The sequence below is a fragment of the Nocardia sp. BMG111209 genome, assembly GCF_000381925.1.
Classification (GTDB): domain Bacteria; phylum Actinomycetota; class Actinomycetes; order Mycobacteriales; family Mycobacteriaceae; genus Nocardia.
The window spans coordinates 166,659-184,426 of record NZ_KB907310.1 but is presented as its reverse complement, the minus strand read 5'-3'; the positions used below and the strand labels follow the sequence as shown (position 1 = coordinate 184,426).

The 17,768-nt window shown below is 69.9% G+C and carries 17 protein-coding genes; 11 read left to right on the top strand and 6 right to left on the bottom strand.

Annotation, left to right across the window (positions count from 1 at the left end; genetic code table 11):
* Positions 1-63: 63 nt before the first annotated feature.
* The 3 genes from G361_RS0139190 to G361_RS0139180 all read right to left on the bottom strand — a co-directional run bounded on the left by G361_RS0139190 (position 64) and on the right by G361_RS0139180 (position 5,988).
* The gene (locus tag G361_RS0139190) at positions 64-600 is read right to left on the bottom strand and encodes a DoxX family protein (RefSeq protein WP_026344063.1); all 537 of its coding nucleotides are present in this window, start codon (positions 598-600) and stop codon (positions 64-66) included.
* A 139-nt stretch (positions 601-739) separates the two neighbouring features.
* Positions 740-5,149 carry a molybdopterin-dependent oxidoreductase gene (locus tag G361_RS0139185; RefSeq protein WP_019932622.1) on the bottom strand — a complete coding sequence of 1,470 codons (4,410 nt, stop codon included), beginning with the start codon at positions 5,147-5,149 and terminating at the stop codon, positions 740-742.
* 134 nt (positions 5,150-5,283) lie between these two features.
* Positions 5,284-5,988, bottom strand: a complete 705-nt coding sequence (locus G361_RS0139180) for a demethylmenaquinone methyltransferase (protein ID WP_019932621.1) — start codon at positions 5,986-5,988, stop codon at positions 5,284-5,286.
* 178 nt (positions 5,989-6,166) lie between these two features.
* On the opposite strand from G361_RS0139180, the gene G361_RS0139175 reads away from it, so the two are divergent.
* The 3 genes from G361_RS0139175 (at position 6,167) to G361_RS0139165 (ending at position 7,935) form a co-directional block, all read left to right on the top strand.
* Positions 6,167-7,183, top strand: coding sequence for an alpha/beta hydrolase family protein (locus G361_RS0139175; RefSeq protein WP_026344062.1), 1,017 nt, complete (start codon positions 6,167-6,169; stop codon positions 7,181-7,183).
* Positions 7,184-7,291: 108 nt separating this feature from the next.
* Entirely contained in the window at positions 7,292-7,525 is a 234-nt protein-coding gene (locus G361_RS0139170) for a hypothetical protein (protein WP_036496674.1), read from the top strand.
* A 113-nt stretch (positions 7,526-7,638) separates the two neighbouring features.
* The gene (locus tag G361_RS0139165; RefSeq protein WP_019932618.1) at positions 7,639-7,935 is read left to right on the top strand and encodes a hypothetical protein; all 297 of its coding nucleotides are present in this window, start codon (positions 7,639-7,641) and stop codon (positions 7,933-7,935) included.
* A gap of 49 nt (positions 7,936-7,984) precedes the next feature.
* Here G361_RS0139165 and menD read toward each other — a convergent pair whose 3' ends face one another.
* The 3 genes from menD to G361_RS0139150 all read right to left on the bottom strand — a co-directional run bounded on the left by menD (position 7,985) and on the right by G361_RS0139150 (position 11,086).
* Positions 7,985-9,637, bottom strand: a complete 1,653-nt coding sequence (menD, locus tag G361_RS0139160) for a 2-succinyl-5-enolpyruvyl-6-hydroxy-3-cyclohexene-1-carboxylic-acid synthase (protein ID WP_026344061.1) — start codon at positions 9,635-9,637, stop codon at positions 7,985-7,987.
* 255 nt (positions 9,638-9,892) lie between these two features.
* Positions 9,893-10,342, bottom strand: a complete 450-nt coding sequence (locus G361_RS0139155; protein WP_019932616.1) for a DUF6918 family protein — start codon at positions 10,340-10,342, stop codon at positions 9,893-9,895.
* 87 nt (positions 10,343-10,429) lie between these two features.
* Positions 10,430-11,086: a PaaI family thioesterase gene (locus G361_RS0139150; RefSeq protein ID WP_036496586.1), complete on the bottom strand. Its 657-nt coding sequence runs from the start codon at positions 11,084-11,086 to the stop codon at positions 10,430-10,432.
* A gap of 104 nt (positions 11,087-11,190) precedes the next feature.
* Here G361_RS0139150 and G361_RS0139145 point away from each other — a divergent pair, with 104 nt between their 5' ends.
* From G361_RS0139145 to G361_RS0139110, 8 genes are all read left to right on the top strand, one after another.
* Positions 11,191-12,090 carry a 1,4-dihydroxy-2-naphthoyl-CoA synthase gene (locus G361_RS0139145; RefSeq protein WP_019932614.1) on the top strand — a complete coding sequence of 300 codons (900 nt, stop codon included), beginning with the start codon at positions 11,191-11,193 and terminating at the stop codon, positions 12,088-12,090.
* A gap of 88 nt (positions 12,091-12,178) precedes the next feature.
* Positions 12,179-12,574, top strand: coding sequence for a VOC family protein (locus tag G361_RS0139140; RefSeq protein ID WP_026344060.1), 396 nt, complete (start codon positions 12,179-12,181; stop codon positions 12,572-12,574).
* Between the two features lie 79 nt (positions 12,575-12,653).
* On the top strand, positions 12,654-13,859 hold the full coding sequence (locus tag G361_RS0139135; protein WP_019932612.1) for an inorganic phosphate transporter: 1,206 nt from the start codon (positions 12,654-12,656) through the stop codon (positions 13,857-13,859).
* 9 nt (positions 13,860-13,868) lie between these two features.
* Positions 13,869-14,144, top strand: a complete 276-nt coding sequence (locus G361_RS0139130; protein WP_019932611.1) for a hypothetical protein — start codon at positions 13,869-13,871, stop codon at positions 14,142-14,144.
* A gap of 25 nt (positions 14,145-14,169) precedes the next feature.
* Positions 14,170-14,553 (top strand): DUF3349 domain-containing protein, encoded by a 384-nt coding sequence (locus G361_RS46250; RefSeq protein ID WP_019932610.1) that lies wholly within the window; start codon positions 14,170-14,172, stop codon positions 14,551-14,553.
* Positions 14,554-14,615: 62 nt separating this feature from the next.
* A complete protein-coding gene (gene menE, locus G361_RS0139120) occupies positions 14,616-15,749 on the top strand; it encodes an o-succinylbenzoate--CoA ligase (protein ID WP_036496670.1) in 1,134 nt (377 codons plus the stop codon).
* Positions 15,750-15,901: 152 nt separating this feature from the next.
* Positions 15,902-16,918 carry a daunorubicin resistance protein DrrA family ABC transporter ATP-binding protein gene (locus G361_RS0139115; protein ID WP_026344059.1) on the top strand — a complete coding sequence of 339 codons (1,017 nt, stop codon included), beginning with the start codon at positions 15,902-15,904 and terminating at the stop codon, positions 16,916-16,918.
* Positions 16,915-17,760 carry an ABC transporter permease gene (locus G361_RS0139110; RefSeq protein WP_019932607.1) on the top strand — a complete coding sequence of 282 codons (846 nt, stop codon included), beginning with the start codon at positions 16,915-16,917 and terminating at the stop codon, positions 17,758-17,760. The genes G361_RS0139115 and G361_RS0139110 overlap by 4 nt, the downstream gene beginning before the upstream one ends.
* The last annotated feature ends 8 nt before the right edge of the window (positions 17,761-17,768 follow it).

The following is a 17,768-nucleotide window of genomic DNA, read 5'->3' as shown; positions in this document are numbered from 1 at the left end:
CCGTTCACGGTACCCGGGGCCCGCGACGACCCGATCGCGGTCCCCGGGTATCCGGTCGTGCGGTCAGTTGCGCACGGCCAGCACCACCGCCGCGACCACGACGGCGAGGACGATCGCGGCGATGCCGTAGACCAGGCGGCGGATCCGCAGGATCGGGAGGGCCTGATCGAGTGCGAGACGGCCGGGCCCGGTCAGCGCCAGGGCGACGGCGGCGGCCAGCAGGGCCAGCTCGTATTCGTAGCCCCGCGGGGCGAAGAAGCCGTGTTTGGTGGCCATCGCGTTGATCATCACGCCGATCACCGCGGCCGCCGCGAGCGGGGTCAGGAGGCCGAGGATCAGGCCGAGCCCGCCGAGCGCCTCGCTGAGGCCCGCGATCACCGCCATGGTCTTCCCGGCCGGATAGCCCTGGGCGGTGAAGTACCGGGCGGTGGCGGACAGGCCGTTGCCGTGGAACCAGCCGAACAATTTCTGCGCACCGTGTGCGGCCATGATCACGCCGATCACCACGCGCAGCACCAGGAGGCCGAGATCGGTGGCGAGCAGACCGGGCGCCGGGGCCACGGCGTATTCCGGCGGTACGGGCGAGGCGGTAGCCGACATGTTGCCGTCCTTTCGCGACGCGCGGCTGACGCCGCCTGACAGGGGGTCAGACTAGACGCGAAAATCGGCGTTCGAGCCGATCGGGAACGGTCCGATACGAATTCTTTGCCAGTAATTCGCTGTACCGGCCGAAGCGGGATCAGTACACGTCGCGGAGATACCGCTTCTCGGCGGCGAGTTGCTTCTTGAAGGCCAGCGCGCCGTCCTCGTCGAGTTTGCCGTGCACGCGGGCGAGGGTCAGCAGGGCGTCGTCGACATCCTTGGCCATCCGGGCGGCGTCACCGCAGACGTACAGATGACCGCCGTCGCGCAGCCACGACCACAGCTCCGCGCCGTGTTCGATCATCCGGTGCTGCACGTAGACCCGCTCGCGCTGATCCCGGGAGAACGCCAGATCCAGGCGGGTGAGGAAGCCGCTGCGGAACATATCCTCGAGCTCCGCGCGGTAATAGAAATTGTCGGCCGCGTGCTGGTCGCCGAAGAACAACCAGTTGCGGCCGCGGCAGCCCAGCGCCCGGCGCTCGTGCAGGAATCCGCGAAACGGGGCGATACCCGTCCCCGGCCCCACCATGATCATCGGGGCGTTCGGATCCAGCGGCGGCCGGAAATGCGGCGCGCGCTGGAGGAAGATCGGCACCGGCTCGGTGCCGCAGCGGTCGGCGAGGAAGGTCGAGCACACCCCGCCGCGCTGCGCGTACCGCACGACGCCGACGGTCAACTGCACCTCCGCCGGTGTCACCAGCGGACTGGACGAGATCGAATACTGGCGTGGCTGAAGCTTTTTCAGCACACCGAGCCAGTCCACCGGGTCGGCCTCCACCGGGAAGTCGCGCAGTACGTCGACCGCTTGTTTGTCCCAGAGGTAGTTGTCGAGTTCGTTGCGGTTGTCGCGGCGCAGCAGTTTCGCCAGCCGGGGACTCGGATTGCGGGCGGCGACGAAGGCCAGCAGATCGGATCCGGCCTTGGTGATGTCGTAGCGGGTCCGCAGCGCCTCGGCCAGCGTCACGGCCCGGCCGTCCGGGGTGACCGTCCGATCACCGTCCAATCCGGTGACCGCGAGCCATTCCGCCACCAGTTCCTCGCCGTTGGCGGGCCACACCCCGAGCGAATCGCCGACCTCGTAGCCGACACCCAGCCCACTCAGGTCGAATCCGAACTGCCGCACCTCTTTCGCCGCGCCGGGCCGGGACAGCAACTCGTTGCGCGCGAGCGGGGCGGGCACCGGCGCCTGCCGGGTGAAGGGTGCGGCCGGCGCCTTTCCGGGCCGGGTCCCGGTCGACGCGGCCGCAGTCGCCGCCGGTCCGGCCGCACTCGTCGATCCGCTCGTGCCCACCGTCGCCGCTGTCTGCCCGGCCGCATTCACCGGCCCAGCCACCGAGGGACCCGCCGTACCCACCAGCTGCCCCACAGGCTCGACCGCATTCACCGGCCCAGCCACGGGACCGGCCGTACCCACCAGTAGCGCCGTAGGCTCGGCCGCACTCGCCGTCGGCCCCAGCAATCCGGGCCTGCCCACAGCGGGTCCCGCCGCGGTCCCCGATGCGGCCGATCGAGGGTCTCCGGGCCCACCGGTGGGCCCGCCGAACGTCGCCAGTACCTCGGCGAGCCAGCGCTCGGACAGCTCCTCGTGGTCCGGCTCGCTGTCGACCCGCGGCAGCATCCGGGTGCCGCCGAGTTTCGCCAGGGTGTCGTCGATCCGGCGACCGTAGCCGCAGAAGTCGTCGTAGGACGAGTCGCCGAGGGCGAACACCGCGTAGCGCAGGCCGGTGAGCCGAATGACGCTGTCGCGCAGGCTGTCCCAGAAAGCCGCGCCGTTGTCCGGCGGGCCGCCGGTGCCGAAGGTGCTGGTGATCACCAGGGTGTCGCCCCCGAGCTGGGCCGGATCGCAGGAGTCCAGATCCGAAAGTTTCGGCAGGAAGCCGGATTCGGCGAGGGTTGTGGTGACGGTCGCCGCGAGTTCCTCGGCGGTACCGGTCTGCGAGGCCCACAACACGGTGATCGGACGCTCCGGCGGGGCTTCGGGAGCCGCCTCCGCCATCACGGCGGGCTCGGGTTCCGAGGCGGCGGCCCGCGAGTACATCCCGGCGAGCAAACCGTTCATCCAGACTCGGCGCGACGGCGACAGCGGCGCCGATTCCGGCAGTACCGGCTGCCCCTGCACCGGAATCTCGTGCAGCGCGGCCAGATAACCGGACAGGTAGACCCGTTCCAGCTCGGTGAACGTCGGCGCGATCGTGGTTTCCAGGCCGAGCGCGGCGGCCAGCGGATGGACCGCCGGTCGCGATCCCGCCGTGGCCGGACCGGCCCCCGGGCCCGCGGAGGCCGCGGCATACAGCGCGGCCGCCGGATCGACCGGCATCGCGGCCACCTTGCGCAATGCGACCGCGCAGACCTTGAATTCGGGTTGCAGCGAGTCCGGGTCGACCGCGTCGTTGGTGACCGCGTTCACGGTCAGGTACTCGCCGTGTTCGTCGTTCCAGTGGAAGGGGGCGAAGCAGTTGCCGGGCAGGACGCGGTCCTCGATCCGCACCGGCAGCACCGCTCGTCCACGGCGGGAGGCGATCTCGAGCTGATCGCCCGCCCGCACGCCGAGCCGTTCGGCGTCGGCGGGATGGATCTCGACGAACGGATCACCGGTCAGTTTGGTCAGTTTCGCGACCCGGCCGGTCTTGGTCATGGTGTGCCACTGATGTTGCAGCCGGCCGGTATTGAGCACGAACGGGTAGTCGTCGTCCGGCAGTTCGTCCGCCGGCAGGTGCGGGCGGGGATGGAACTGCGCGCGGCCGCTGGGGGTCGGGAACACCAGTCGCGGCCGATGTCCGGATTCGTCGACGAACGGTTCGCGGCTGCGGCCGTCGTTGAGGTAGCGAATCGGGTTGCGGCGCTGCGCCGGATCGGGGCACGGCCACTGCATCGGCCCCTCGCGCAGCGCGGCGTAGTCGATACCGCGCAGGTCGTAGCCGGTCCGGGGATTGCTGAAACCGCGGATCTCCGCGAAGATCTCGGCGCTGGAGGCGTAGTCGAAACCCGCGAAACCCATCGCGGTGGCGACCTGGGCGATCAGCAGCCAATCCGGCCGCGCCTCGCCCACCGGATCGGTGGAACGCCGCAACAGCGTCAGGGTGCGCTCCGAATTCACCATCACCGCATCGGATTCCGACCACAACGTGGCCGGCAGCAGCAGGTCCGCGTACGCGGTGGTGGCGGTCTCGGTGTAGACGTCCTGCACGATCACGAGTTCCGCCGCCTCCAGCCCGGCGATCACGTTGCGCCGATTGGCCACGGTCGCAACCGGATTGCTGCAGACGACCCAGCATGCCTTGATCTTCCCCGCGGCCAGCTCCCGGAACATCTCGATGGTGCCGGGCCCGGTCTCGTCGCGAATCGTGCCCGGCGCCAGGCCCCAGGCGGCCTCGGTGAAGGCCCGGTCCGCCGCGGACAGCACACTGCGCTGTCCGGGCAGCCCCGGTCCCATGTAGCCCATCTCCCGACCGCCCATGGCATTCGGCTGCCCGGTGAGCGAGAACGGGCCGCTGCCGGGCCGGCAGAGGGCGCCGGTGGCCAGATGCAGATTGCAGAGCGCGTTGGTGTTCCAGGTGCCATGCGTGGACTGGTTCAGGCCCATCGTCCACAGCGACATCCATTCCCCGGCCTCGCCGATCCACTGTGCGGCCGTGCGGATGTCGGCCTCGGCCAGGCCGGTGATCTCCGCGACCCGGTCCGGCGGGTAGTCGGCGAGGAATTCCGGCATCGCCGCCCAGCCGGTGGTGTGCTCGGCGATGAATTCCTCGTCCAGATGCCCGTTCTCGGCGAGCAGGTACAGCAGGCCGTTCAGCAGCGCCAGGTCGGTGCCCGGCGCGACCTGCAGGAAAAGGTCTGCGCGCGCGGCGGTTTCGGTGCGCCGGGGGTCGACCACGATCAGTTTCGCACCGGCGTTGAGCCGATCGACCATGCGCAGGAACAGGATCGGATGGCAGTCGGCCATATTCGCGCCGCTGACCAGGAATACGTCGGCGCGGTCGAGATCGTCGTAGGAGCCGGGCGGGCCGTCGGCGCCGAGCGACTGCTTGTAGCCGGTGCCCGCACTGGCCATGCACAGCCGGGAATTGGCCTCCAGGTGCACGGTCCGCAGGTGGCCCTTGGCGAGTTTGGTCGCCAGATACTGCGCCTCGATCGAGAGCTGCCCGGAGACGTAGAACGCGATCGCGTCCGGGCCGTGCTCGTCCAGTACGGCCCGCAGCCGGGCCGCGGCCTCGGCGATCGCGTCGTCGACGGGCACCGGCACCGCGGCCTGACCGCGGGCGTCCCGCCGGTGCGCGGTGGTCATCCGGCCGGGTGCGCGCATCAGCTCCGCGTGGGTGGCGCCCTTGGTGCACAGCCGGCCGGCGTTGACCGGATGCAGCCGGTCGCCGCGGACCTTGGCGATGACCGGGGCCCCGTCGGCGCCGGGCCGGGTCTCGACCGTGATGCCACAGCCGACGCCACAGTACGAACACGCCGTGCGGGTGGTGCTCGTGGGCTCGGGTGACTCCGACATGAGTCCGATCATCCCGAGTACCGATTGCGCCGAATTTACCCGACGTTATCGGCAGATGACGATGCGCCTCACGATCGCCGGCCGTGCCTGTGAGGTGTGACGAACACCACGAAAGACCTGGTCAACAGCCCTTGCGAGGGTGCCGCTCACTCGAATTTGTAGCCGCGGTGCAGCGCGACGATACCGCCGGTGAGATTGCGCCACTTCACCGCGGACCAGCCCGCGTCCGACAACCGCAGCGCCAGTTGCGGCTGATTCGGCCACGCCCGGATCGACTCGGCCAGATACACGTAGGCGTCCGGATTACTGGAGACCGCGCGGGCGATCCGGGGCAGCGCGCGCATCAGATATTCCATGTAGATCGTGCGGAAGCCCGGGATCACCGGCGTGGCGAACTCGCACACCACCACCCGGCCGCCGGGCTTGGTGACCCGCAGCATCTCCCGCAGCGCGAGTCCGGTGTCGGCCACGTTGCGCAGCCCGAAGGAGATGGTCACCGCGTCGAACACCTCGTCGGCGAACGGCAGCGCCATCGCGTCCCCGGCGACCATCGGCACCTGCCGCGACCGGCCCGCGGCCAGCATGCCCTGGGAGAAGTCGGTGGCGACGCACCAGGCGCCCGACTTGCGCAGCTCCGCGGTCGAGACCGCCGTGCCCGCCGCGAGATCCAGCACCCGCTCCCCGGGCCGCAACGCCAGTGCGGAGCGAGTCGCCCGCCGCCAGAACCGATCCCGGCCCCCGGAGAGCACGGTATTGGTGAGGTCGTACCGGCGCGCGACACCGTCGAACATCGACGCGACCTCTCGGGGCTGCTTGTCCAGCGAGGCTCGGAACGACTCAGTTTTCGCCACGACGAATCACCCTAGCGCGGGAATTCGCGACGGCCGCGTGCGGCGGAAAGCTCGAGCGCCGAATCCCGCACTTGCGTAACATAACCGTCTCAGTTTTAGATCACAGTCGCGGGCCGTCAAGTCGGCGGCTCGGGACATCTGTGAGGGTTGGGCGTTGCGACTCGGATTCGGCAGCCTGATGACTTTGGCGGCGACGGTTATTGCGGGAGTTCTGAGCGCGGGCGTTCCCGCCGGGGCCGACCCGGTCGACAGCCCCGGTGTGGTGGTTCCCGCCATCACCTCGCCGGACGGCTCCTATGTCGAGAAGGTCGAGGTGAAGGACAGCCGCAACGTCACCCTCTCGGTGCATTCCGCGGCGATGAACAAGACCTTCCCCGTGGATGTGCTGCGGCCGACCGACACCTCGTCGCCGCGCCCGTCGCTGTATCTGCTGAACGGGGCCGGCGGCGGCGTCGACGACGCCTCCTGGCAGCTGCGCACCGACGCGCTGCAGTTCCTGTCCGACAAGAACATCAACGTCGTGCAGGTCATCGGCGGCGCGTGGAGTTTCTACACGGACTGGATCGCGACCGATCCGGTGCTCGGGGTCAACAAGTGGCAGACCTACATCGGCGACGAGCTGCCCCCGCTGATCGACGCCGCGCTGGACACCAACAAGGTGAATGCCATTGCGGGCCTGTCGATGTCGGGCGTGCCGGTCCTGGATCTGGTGATCGCGCATCCGGGCCTGTTCCGCAGCGCGGCCGTCTACAGCGGCCTGACCCAGACCAGTGACCACGTCGGCCAGGACATGGTCAAGCTGACCGTGGAGACCTGGGGCGGCGGCGACACCCGCAACATGTGGGGCCCGACCGACAATCCGCTGTGGGTCGAGAACGATCCCTATGTGAACGCCGAGAAGCTGCGCGGCACCAACCTGTTCTTCTCCACCGGCAACGGCATCCCCGGCATCTACGACATGCCCGGCGGCAAGTTCCGCCTGGAGGCGCCCTCGGACACCCCGAAGGTGGTCGCGCTCGGCAGCGTGATCGAGGCCGGGGTGGAATGGGCCAACCAGAACATGCAGAAGAAGCTGGATTCGCTGCACATCCCGGCCACCTTCGTGTACCGCGACAGCGGCACCCACTCCTGGGGTTACTGGCAGGAGGATCTGCACACCTCGTGGCCCGTGCTGGCCACCGGCCTCGGCATCTGACCGAGCCCTCGCCGCACCCGGCCGGTGTACGCGCGAATGTGCGTGCACCGGCCGAACGGTACCGACTCGTGACCGGTGAAAACCGCTGGCAGCGAGGAGAATCGGGTGATGAAGGGCGATCGGGTGGAGATCGTCGTCGACACCGGCGGCGGTTCTAACACATACGAGGTGGCGGCCACGCGCGCGGGGCGGCGGGTCGAGGTGCGCATCGCGCGCGGCATCGTGGAGGTGGCGGAGATCACCCGCAGCGGTACGGCGGTGCGCACGGCCCGCTTCATGGCGGCTCGCACGCTGGCCCTGGTCGAATATCCGGCCGACGACGGACCGCTGCCCGGGGAATGAGGGGGTGCGGGAACCCGCGCGGGATCGCCGGCTGGTTGCCAGTCCCGGCCGGGGGGAGCATCCTCGAACTGATGGGCCGCACAAGCCCGTCCGGCCCGCGGAAAGGAGCCCCGATGACCGATCGCACTGTCGTTGCCGGCACGCTCGGCGAAGTCCCGGAAGCCGATCTGCTCGAACAGTCCGTCCCGGCCTATCCGGATGCCCCCGAGGAGGAGGGTGCACCGCTCGGAGCCCCGGACACCGGGACGGCGCCACGATCCCCGCTCCCGGACGCGCACGCGATCCGCGAGGCCGACGACGCGGATGTGCTCGAACAGTCCGTGGCCGTGCCGCTGGCGGACGATTACGACACCGAATCCGGCGGCGGCTACGAGGACCTGCCGGCCGACTACGCCGATACGGAATACTGACCCGCTCGATCCGGTACCCGTCCGCTCCGGCGGACGGGTACCGCCGTGCTCAGCCCTCGGTGATGCCCGCGCGGACCGTGGCGTGCAGTTCGCGCAGGCTGGACCGCTCGGTGGCGACCTCGAGCACCCGCATCCCGTGCGCGTGGCCGGTGAGCTCGGTGGCCAGCCGGGCGGGATCCACCTGGCGGTGCGGCACCCGGTAGGCCGCGCACAGCGCCGCCAGATCCATGCCGTGCGGGGTGCCGAACACCCGCTCGAAGACGCCGGCGTACTGCGGATCGCCCTGTTCGAGCAGTTCGAAGATGCCGCCGCCGTCGTCGTTGGCGACCACGATGGTCAGATCGGCCGGTCGCGGCTCGCCGGGTCCGATCAGCAGGCCCGAGGCATCGTGCAGGAAGGTCAGGTCGCCGATCAGCGCGATGGTCCGGCCGGGGTGACGCAGGGCCGCGCCGACGGCCGTCGAGACGGTGCCGTCGATACCCGCCACGCCGCGATTGGAGCGCACCACGACATCCGGCCGCGGGGCCGACACCAGGGCCGCGTCCCGGACCGGATTCGACGCGCCGAGCAGCAGCTGATCACCCGCGCGCAGCGCGTCCAGCACCACCGCGGCCACGTGCAGGCCGGTCGGTTTCGGATGCCGGGCCAGCTGTTCCCGCACCACGCGTTCGGCGGTGGCGTCCGCCGCGCGGCACTGCTCGAGCCATTCCGGCCGCGGGGTACCGTGCACCACCGCGCGGGTGCCGGTGGCGATCACGTTGCCGGAGACGTCGGGCCAGCGCGGGCCGGTGGTCAGCGCCAGCACCCGGACCTCCGGATCCGCGAGCAGTTTCGAGACCTGACGATGCAGTGTGGGGCGGCCGGTGATGATCGCCTGCTTCGGCCGCAGCAGCGGTAACGCGAGCGGATGCAGGGCCGGGCCCGATCGCGGCGCGGTCGGCTCGGCGACGGTCGGCAGGCCCGCGAGTTCGGGCCGCACGCCGCTGCCGTGGCCGGAGATCACCACGGTGTCCGGGCCGAGGTCCAGGTCCAGCGGCAGATCCAGGGCGGCGAAGCCGGTGGTGGTCCAGGCCGCGCCGTCGGGCCGGCCCGCCGGCATCCCCTCCGCCCGGCCGATCGCCGCGATATCGCCGGCCCAGGCGTCGGGCACCAGCGGCTCGCGCAGCGGGATGTCGAAGTGCACCGGACCGGCGTTACCCGAACGCGCGCCGCTGGCCTGGGACAGCACCCGGCACACGGCCGACCGCCACACGCTGTTCTGCTGCCGGTAGCCCTCCTCGGGCTCGGCCAGGCCCAGGCTGATCGCCGCGCGCACCTGGTTGCCGAAGAAGCCGAACTGCTCGACGGTCTGATTGGCCCCGGTACCGAGCATCTCGTAGGGACGGTTGGCGCTGAGCACCACCAGCGGCTGCCGGGCGTAGTTGGCCTCCAGGACGGCCGGTCCGAGATTGGCGACGGCGGTACCGGAGGTCATCACCACCGGTACCGGGCGGCCGTCCGCGATGGCCAGACCGAGGGCCAGGAACCCGGCGGTGCGCTCGTCGACGCGCATGTGCAGCCGGAGCCGTCCGGCGGCATCGGCGGCCTGGAGCGCGAAGGCCAGCGGCGCATTGCGCGATCCCGGGCACAGCACGACGTCCCGCACGCCCCCGCGCGCCAGCTCGTCGACGATGACCTGAGCCTGGGCAGTCGAGGGATTCACGTAATAGAGCCTTGCAGACCGCGGGCCGTCCCGGGGCGTCGACCCGATCACACCGGCCTGTAGTTAGGCTTGCTAACCTTGTTGACGAGGTGCGGGACCGAGCACTCGGCCGGCTCGCCGCGGCACACACGGCCGGCTCGCCGTCCAAGGGATGCGCGAGACGTGTGCACGCGCACGCCCGCTGAACGACGAGCCCCGGATGCCGCGAGAACGCCGCGGCGGCGATTCCCGCGACGAGAGGACAGCCGCGAAATACTAGGCGGCGTGCCGCTGGATCAGAGCACCCAGCCGCGGAAGCGCCTCGACGACATTCTTCTTCGCCGAGGAGCGCAGGGCCGAGTAGGCCTTCTTCAGGGCCGGACGATCGGACTTGTCGGCGCGGGAGTCGGTCACGGCGAGCAGCGACTCGGCGACCTGGTCCTGCTTGGAGACCAGCAGATCCGCGAAGCTGCCGGAGCCGGCGGCGGTCTGGTACTCGGCCCAATACGGCTCGAGCTGCTCGACGAACTTCGGTGCGAACGACTCCAGCGCGTCCGCGACGATCGTCGGGCTGACCTTCTTGATCGCGGCGTAGCCACCCTTGACAGCGAGTCCGGACGCGCCTCCCTTGTCCGACACCTCCGCGTTGAGCACCTCCTGTGCATCTGCCAGGAAGGCGGAGCGCTTGGCGTCATCCAGCAGGGATTCAGACAGTGCTGCAACCACTTTCAGGTTCCTCCGGTTCAAATTTTCGATGAGCGAGCGCAGGCAACTATACGCACCGGACGAACCAGACACACGGCTACGACCCGGCTACGGTTGCCACGGAAGCAATTCCACCATGAGCCCTTCGCAATCGGCCAGCACAGTGCCGGATTCGTCCCGCAGGGTCGCACTCACGAAGGTCTTGCGGCCCTCCACCCGATCGACGGTGCCGGCGACCTCCAGCGGCGTGTACAGCGGCGTGATCTTGCGGTAGTCGACATGCAGGAATGCGGTGCGGCTGATCGGGCGGCCGGCGTAGTGCACCAGGAAGCCGAAGAGGTCGTCGAACAGCAGCGGCAGCACGCCGCCGTGCACCGCGCCGTTGCCGCCGAGGTGATAGCGGCGGAATTCCCCCCGCATCCGCACACCGGCCGGCCCGGCGGTCACCACGGTCCACGGCGGCATCAGCAGGCTGCCGCGGCCGGGTAGCTCCGGCACGCGGCCGGCCGGGCCCTGCAGCTCCGGCGCGCGGTACAGCTCGAGCAGATCGATCAATTCCCGGGCCTTGGCCCGCGCCTGCCCGAACACCTCGTCGGGTGCGTCGGCGGACACCGCCAGATCCTGCAGGGTGCGCATGGCCTCGACGAACGGGCCGAAATTCGGGCCGGGTTGCGCATGGACGACCTTCGGGAATCCGCCGTGCCGTTCGTATCGATCCGGGCCGGCCACCCCAGTTTCTGTAACAGGTTCTACACGTTCGCTCATACTTGCACGTTATCCCCGCTTCTTACGGCGTCAACAGGACAGTCCGGAAAGATCGGAACATCACACCCGAGGCGGCGCACGAACCGCGGTGGGCGAGCGGCAGAATGGGCCGGGTGTTCAATCCGAAGCTGTGGGAGCCCGTCGCGGGATTCGAGGACCTGACCGACATCACCTATCACCGGCACATCGAGCAGGGCACCGTGCGGGTCGCCTTCGATCGGCCGGAGGTGCGCAACGCGTTCCGGCCGCATACGGTCGACGAGTTGTACCGCGCACTGGATCACGCCCGGATGACCTCCGATGTCGGCGCGGTACTGCTCACCGGCAACGGTCCCAGCCCCAAGGACGGCGGCTGGGCGTTCTGCTCCGGCGGTGACCAGCGCATCCGCGGCCGCAGCGGCTACCAGTACGCCAGCGGGGAGACCGCCGAGACCGTCGACAAGGCCCGGTCCGGGCGGCTGCACATCCTCGAGGTGCAGCGGCTGATCCGGTTCATGCCGAAGGTGGTCATCGCGCTGGTGAACGGCTGGGCCGCCGGCGGCGGGCACAGCCTGCACGTGGTCTGCGACCTCACCCTGGCCAGCCGTGAGCACGCCCGCTTCAAGCAGACCGACGCCGATGTGGGCAGTTTCGACGGCGGTTACGGCAGCGCCTATCTGGCGAAGCTGGTGGGCCAGAAGTTCGCCCGCGAGATCTTCTTCCTGGGCCGCACCTACAACGCCGAGGAGATGCACCACATGGGCGCGGTGAACGCCGTCGTCGACCACGACCGGCTCGAGGACGAGGCCCTGGCCTGGTCCGCCGACATCCTCGCCAAATCCCCGCAGGCGCAGCGAATGCTCAAGTACGCCTTCAATCTCGCCGACGACGGCCTGGTCGGCCAGCAGCTGTTCGCGGGCGAGGCCACCCGCCTGGCGTACATGACCGACGAGGCCGTCGAGGGCCGCGACGCCTTCCTGGAGAAGCGGTCCCCGGACTGGTCCCCGTTCCCCTGGTACTTCTGAGCGGATACCTCCGATCCCGGCCCGATCGGTATGCGCGTGTGATCCGTAGCCGTGCCGCAGGACGGGCGCATATGCGACGCTCGCTGATGTGGACATTCTCAGCAGCCGCATAATCCTGCGTCCGGTGAACTACGAGCAAACGGTGGTCTTCTACCGCGAGGCGCTCGAACTGGCGATCGCGCGGGAGTATCCCGGCGGCACCGTGTTCTTCGCCGGGCAGTCGCTGATCGAGGTGGCCGGGCACCATCGCGACGACGGCGCTCCCGCGGGTTTCGCCGGGGCGCTGTGGTTGCAGGTGCGCGACGTCGGCGACGAGATCGCCCGGCTGGCCGACCGGCACGTCGAGATCGATCGGCTGCCGCAGCAGGAACCGTGGGGGCTGATCGAGGCGTGGGTGCACGATCCGGACGGCGTGCCGATCGTGCTGGTGCAGGTGCCGGCCGAACATCCGCTGCGGCGCGGGCCCGGGTCCGTCCGGGACTGAGCGCCGCGGCCGGTATCGGTTCGCCGACAACTCGGCGCCGCAGCGGCGATCCAGCTAATCTCTGGGGAACACTTGGGGCGTGTCCGCTGAACTCGCCGTCCTGATCATCGTCGTCATCACCGCCCTCGGCTTCGATTTCACCAACGGATTCCACGACACCGCCAACGCGATGGCCACCTCGATCGCGACCGGCGCGCTGAAACCGCGTGCCGCCGTGGTGTTGTCGGGCGTGCTGAACCTGGTCGGCGCATATCTCAGCGTGGCGGTCGCGGCCACCGTCGCGGAGGGGATCGTCCGGCTGGAACATCTCGCCGGCGCGGATCTGCTGGAGATCGTGTTCGCCGGACTGGTCGGCGGCATCACCTGGAATCTGCTGACCTGGTTGTTCGGCCTGCCGTCCAGTTCCTCGCACGCGCTGTTCGGGGGTCTGATCGGCGCCACCGTGGCGGCGGTCGGCTTCGACGGGGTGATCTGGTCGGCCGGGAAACAGGGTGTCGTCACCAAGATCCTGGTGCCGGCCGTGCTGTCTCCGGTGGTGGCGGCCCTGGTGGCCGCGATCGCCACCCGGCTGGTCTACCGGATCACCGCGACCAGCGATCGGCGGGTGGTGGACAACGCCTTCCGTTGGGGGCAGATCGGCTCGGCGTCGCTGGTATCGCTGGCGCACGGGACCAACGACGCGCAGAAGACGATGGGCATCATCTTCCTGGCGCTGATCGCCTACGGCTCCCGGACGCCGGCGGATTCGCTACCGCTGTGGGTGATCACCGCCTGCGCGGTCGCCATCGCCGCCGGCACCGCGCTGGGTGGCTGGCGGATCATCCGCACCCTCGGCAAGGGGCTGGTCGACATCGCGCCGCCGCAGGGGCTGGCCGCCGAATCCACCAGCGCGGCCATCATCCTCACCTCCGCGCACTTCGGTATGCCGCTGTCGACCACGCAGACGGTCACCGGCGCGATCCTGGGTACCGGTCTCGGCCGGCCCGGCGCCGAGGTGCGCTGGGGCGTGCTGGGCCGGATGGTGGTGGCGTGGCTGCTGACCCTGCCGGCCGCCGCGCTCACCGGCGCGCTGTGCCGGACGGTCGCGCACGGGATCGGCGGTCTCGCCGGGGTTCTGGTCGTCTTCGCGCTGCTGGTCCTGCTGGCCGGATATCTGTTCGTGCGAGCGCACCGCCATCCGGTGCACGCGAACAACGTCAACGACGACTGGCAGGGCCCCGAACCGCCGAATCCCCCGTCGAATCCCCCGGCCGGTCCGCGGCCGATGACCGAATCGATCGGGTAGGGGCCGCGCGTGCACACCTTGCTGACCGATCTGAAGGATCTGGGCCGGGTCACACTCGCGGCCCTGCTGCTCGGCGCCGGACTGCCTGCGGTGTTCGCGATCGGCGTGCGGCTGCAATCGCGATATCGCGATCCCGCGTCCGCCGGCTCGCCGCGCCGCGCCGCCGGGGCGGGTGCGCTGCTCTGCTACGCGCTGGTGCTGGGCATCGCCGTCGCGGGAGTCCTGTTCGTGGCCAAGGCCTTCCTCGCCACCCGGTTCGGCATCCACCTGTTCGGGCAGTCCTGATCCCGGACCACAGAAAGGCGACGACGTGACCGACCCGACCCCGGCCGATCCCGAATCGCAGTCGGTCCTGAGCCGGGTGCTGTCCTGGCTGCGGGCCGGATATCCCCAGGGCATCCCGCAGACCGACTATGTCGCGCTGCTGGCGGTCCTGCATCGCCGGCTGACCGACTACGAGGTGCACTCGATCGTCGAGGAACTGGTGCACCAACGCGGCGACGACGAGGAGATCGCCCGGCACGAGGTGGAGGCCGCGATCGCCCGAGTTGCCAAAGAGCAACCGGGCGAGGACGATATCGCTCGAGTAGCCTCCCGGCTCGCCGCCGGTGGATGGCCGCTGGGGACACCGTCGTCCGATTGGCCGACCTCCATCCATCTCCTTCCCGAGAAACCGGAACCACGGACCCGTTGACTGGTGACCCCTCGACACATGACACGATCGCGAACGTGAGCAGCACCCTGCGGACCCTCCCCATGCCCACCGGCGCCGCGGTGGGTGAAGTCCTGCCGCACCTGCGGGAGGCGCTGGACGGTGGCGGTCCGGCCTGGCTCCCCATCCCCACCGGCGACCGCCGCGAGTCCCACCGGCTGTCCAGCGCATTGCAGCCCGGCGATGCCATCGAGGACGATGTGGCCCTGGTGGTCACCACCTCGGGCACCACCGGCGTGCCGAAGGGCGCGATGCTGTCCGCCGCCGCGCTGCGGGCCAGCGGCGACGCCACCCACGAACGGCTCGGCGGGCCCGGCCAGTGGCTGCTCGCGCTGCCGACCCATCACATCGCCGGAATCCAGGTGCTGTTGCGCAGCATCCTGGCCGGTATCGAACCGGCGGTGCTCGACGTCTCCGGTGGTTTCCTGCCCGACGGGCTGGCCTCCGCGATCGGCGGGATGAAGGGGTCGCGGCGGTACACCTCGCTGGTGCCCACCCAGTTGATCAAGGCGCTGGAGGAACCGGCGAGCGTGTCGGCGCTGGCCGCACTGGACGCGGTCCTCGTCGGCGGCGCGGCCACCCCGAAACCGGTGCTGGAACACGCCCGGGAACTCGGCATCACCATCGTGCGCACCTACGGCATGAGCGAGACCTGCGGCGGCTGCGTCTACGAGGGTGTGCCGCTGACCGGCACCGAGGTCCGGATCGAGGACGGCCGGGTGCTGCTCGGCGGCGCGATGCTGGCCAACGGCTACCGCGGCCTGCCCGATCATCCGGCGTTCGCCGAACCGGGCTGGTTCCGCACCGACGACGCCGGCGTCTTCGAGGACGGTGTGCTGCGGATCACCGGCCGCCTGGACGAGGCCATCACGACCGGCGGCCTGGTGGTGATCCCGCAGGTGGTCGAGGCCGTGCTGGCCGAACATCCGGCCGTCGCCCAGGTGGTCGTGCTGGGCCTGCCCGACGATCGGCTGGGTCAGCGGGTCGCGGTGGCGGTGGTGCCGGTCCCCGGGACCACCCCGACCCTGGCGGAACTGCGCGATTACGTGCTGGCCGAACTGGATTCGGTCGCCGCGCCGCGCGAACTGTCGCTGGTCGACGAGATCCCCATGCGCGGTCCCGGCAAACCGGACCGGGCCCGGCTGCGCGAACGCCTGCTCGCCGACTCCGCCCGCTGAGCGCGTCGGGTCCGGGCACGTGTGCCCGGACCTGCGCGGATACCGGCCGCTGTCGTCGCCGCCGGTCGCCGTGACAGCGTGCAAGCAGACTGTCGTCCCAGCGTCATCACGGTGCAAGAGCCGTGCAAGACGACCCCCGCACAGTTACCGGTATGACTTCAAACGCACCTGCTGATGTGCTCGCCATCGAGGCGGACGGGCTGGTCAAGGTCTTCGGGGAGCAGCGGGCCGTCGACGGCGTCAGCCTGGCGGTGCCGCAGGGCGCCGTCTACGGCGTGCTGGGCCCGAACGGGGCCGGTAAGACCACCACCATCCGCATGCTCGCCACCCTGTTGCGGCCCGACGGCGGCAACGCCCGCATCTTCGGCCACGACGTGCTGCGCGAGCCCACCGCGGTCCGGTCGCTGATCGGCGTCACGGGGCAGTACGCCTCGGTCGACGAGAAGCTGTCCGCCACCGAGAATCTGATCATCTTCTCCCGCCTGCTCGGTCTGAGCCGGGCCGATTCCCGCCGCAGGGCCGCCGAACTGCTGGAGGAGTTCGGCCTGACCGAGGCCGCGACCAAACCCCTGGCGAACTTCTCCGGCGGTATGCGGCGGCGCCTGGATCTGGCGGCCAGCCTGATCGCCACCCCGCCGCTGCTGTTCCTCGACGAGCCGACCACCGGCCTGGATCCGCGCACCCGCGCGCAGATGTGGGAGACCATCCGCCGGCTCGTCCGCGAGGGCGCGACCGTGCTGCTCACCACCCAGTACCTGGACGAGGCCGATCAGCTGGCGGACCGGATCGCGGTCATCGACCACGGCCGGGTGATCGCCGACGGCACCTCCGACGAGCTGAAGGCCTCCGTCGGACTGTCCGCACTGCAACTGACCCTGGCCGATCGGAACCGGCTCGACGAGGCCCGGTCCCTGATCGCCGAATTCCTGTCCAACGCGACCGGTAAGCCGGTGGAGGCCAGCGTCACCCCCGAGGTGGGCCGGGTCACCGCGCCGCTGGACGATCCGAGCGTCACCGCGGATCTGCTGATCCGCTTGCGCGACCACGATATTCGCGTCGACGAGATCAACGTCGCCAAGCCCAGCCTGGACGAGGTGTTCTTCGCGATCACCGGCCACGGCGCCGAAATCGACTCCACCGAAACCGAATCCGAGAGGAGCGCGGCGTGACCACCACGATCGCCACCCCCCAGGCCACCGGGCGCCCCGTCACCCGCATCGCCATCCCCACGGTCAGCAATCACATCGGATTCCGTCAGGCCGTGGCGAATTCGCTCACGATGGCCTACCGCGGCATCCTGAAGATCAAGCACAATCCGGAGCAGCTGTTCGATGTGACGCTGCAGCCGATCATCTTCACGCTGATGTTCACCTACATCTTCGGCGGGGCGATCTCCGGGAACGTGCACGCGTACCTGCCGGTGATCATCCCGGGCATCCTGGTGCAGACGGTGATCACCACCTCCATCGTCACCGGCACGCAGTTGCGCGAGGATATGGACAAGGGCGTGTTCGACCGGTTCAAATCGCTGCCGATCGCCCGGATCGCGGCGCTGGCCGGCGCGCTCACCGCGGATATGGTCCGCTACGGCATCGCCACCGTGCTCACCGTCGTGATGGGCCTGATCATGGGCTACCGGCCCGGCGGCGGCGTGATCGGCGTGGTCGGCGCCGGCGTGGTGATCGTCGCCTGCTCGTTCGCGGTCAGCTGGATCTTCGCGCTGATGGGCGTGCTGATGAACAGCGCCTCGTCGGTGCAGGGCGTCTCGATGCTGATCCTGTTCCCGCTGACCTTCATGTCCAGCGCGTTCGTCCCGGTCAAGACGATGCCGCACTGGCTGCAGGACTTCGTGAACATCAATCCGGTCACCCACCTGGTGTACGCCTGCCGGGACCTGATGAACGACGGCAACTTCGCCAGTTCGCATCTGGGCTGGTCACTGCTCGGCGCGGTGATCGTGGTGCTCATCTTCGCGCCGCTGACGGTGCGGATGTACATGCGCAAGGCCTGAGGCCGGGC

Coding starts and splice junctions, on each gene's coding strand:
- G361_RS0139185 (WP_019932622.1), bottom strand. CDS start 5,149: ATGATCGGACTCATGTCGGAGTCACCCGAGCCCACGAGCACCACCCGC.
- G361_RS0139150 (WP_036496586.1), bottom strand. CDS start 11,086: ATGAGCGAACGTGTAGAACCTGTTACAGAAACTGGGGTGGCCGGCCCG.
- G361_RS0139165 (WP_019932618.1), top strand. CDS start 7,639: ATGACCGATCGCACTGTCGTTGCCGGCACGCTCGGCGAAGTCCCGGAA.
- G361_RS0139190 (WP_026344063.1), bottom strand. CDS start 600: ATGTCGGCTACCGCCTCGCCCGTACCGCCGGAATACGCCGTGGCCCCG.
- G361_RS0139115 (WP_026344059.1), top strand. CDS start 15,902: ATGACTTCAAACGCACCTGCTGATGTGCTCGCCATCGAGGCGGACGGG.
- menE (WP_036496670.1), top strand. CDS start 14,616: ATGCCCACCGGCGCCGCGGTGGGTGAAGTCCTGCCGCACCTGCGGGAG.
- G361_RS0139145 (WP_019932614.1), top strand. CDS start 11,191: ATGGGCCGGGTGTTCAATCCGAAGCTGTGGGAGCCCGTCGCGGGATTC.
- G361_RS0139175 (WP_026344062.1), top strand. CDS start 6,167: ATGACTTTGGCGGCGACGGTTATTGCGGGAGTTCTGAGCGCGGGCGTT.
- G361_RS0139170 (WP_036496674.1), top strand. CDS start 7,292: ATGAAGGGCGATCGGGTGGAGATCGTCGTCGACACCGGCGGCGGTTCT.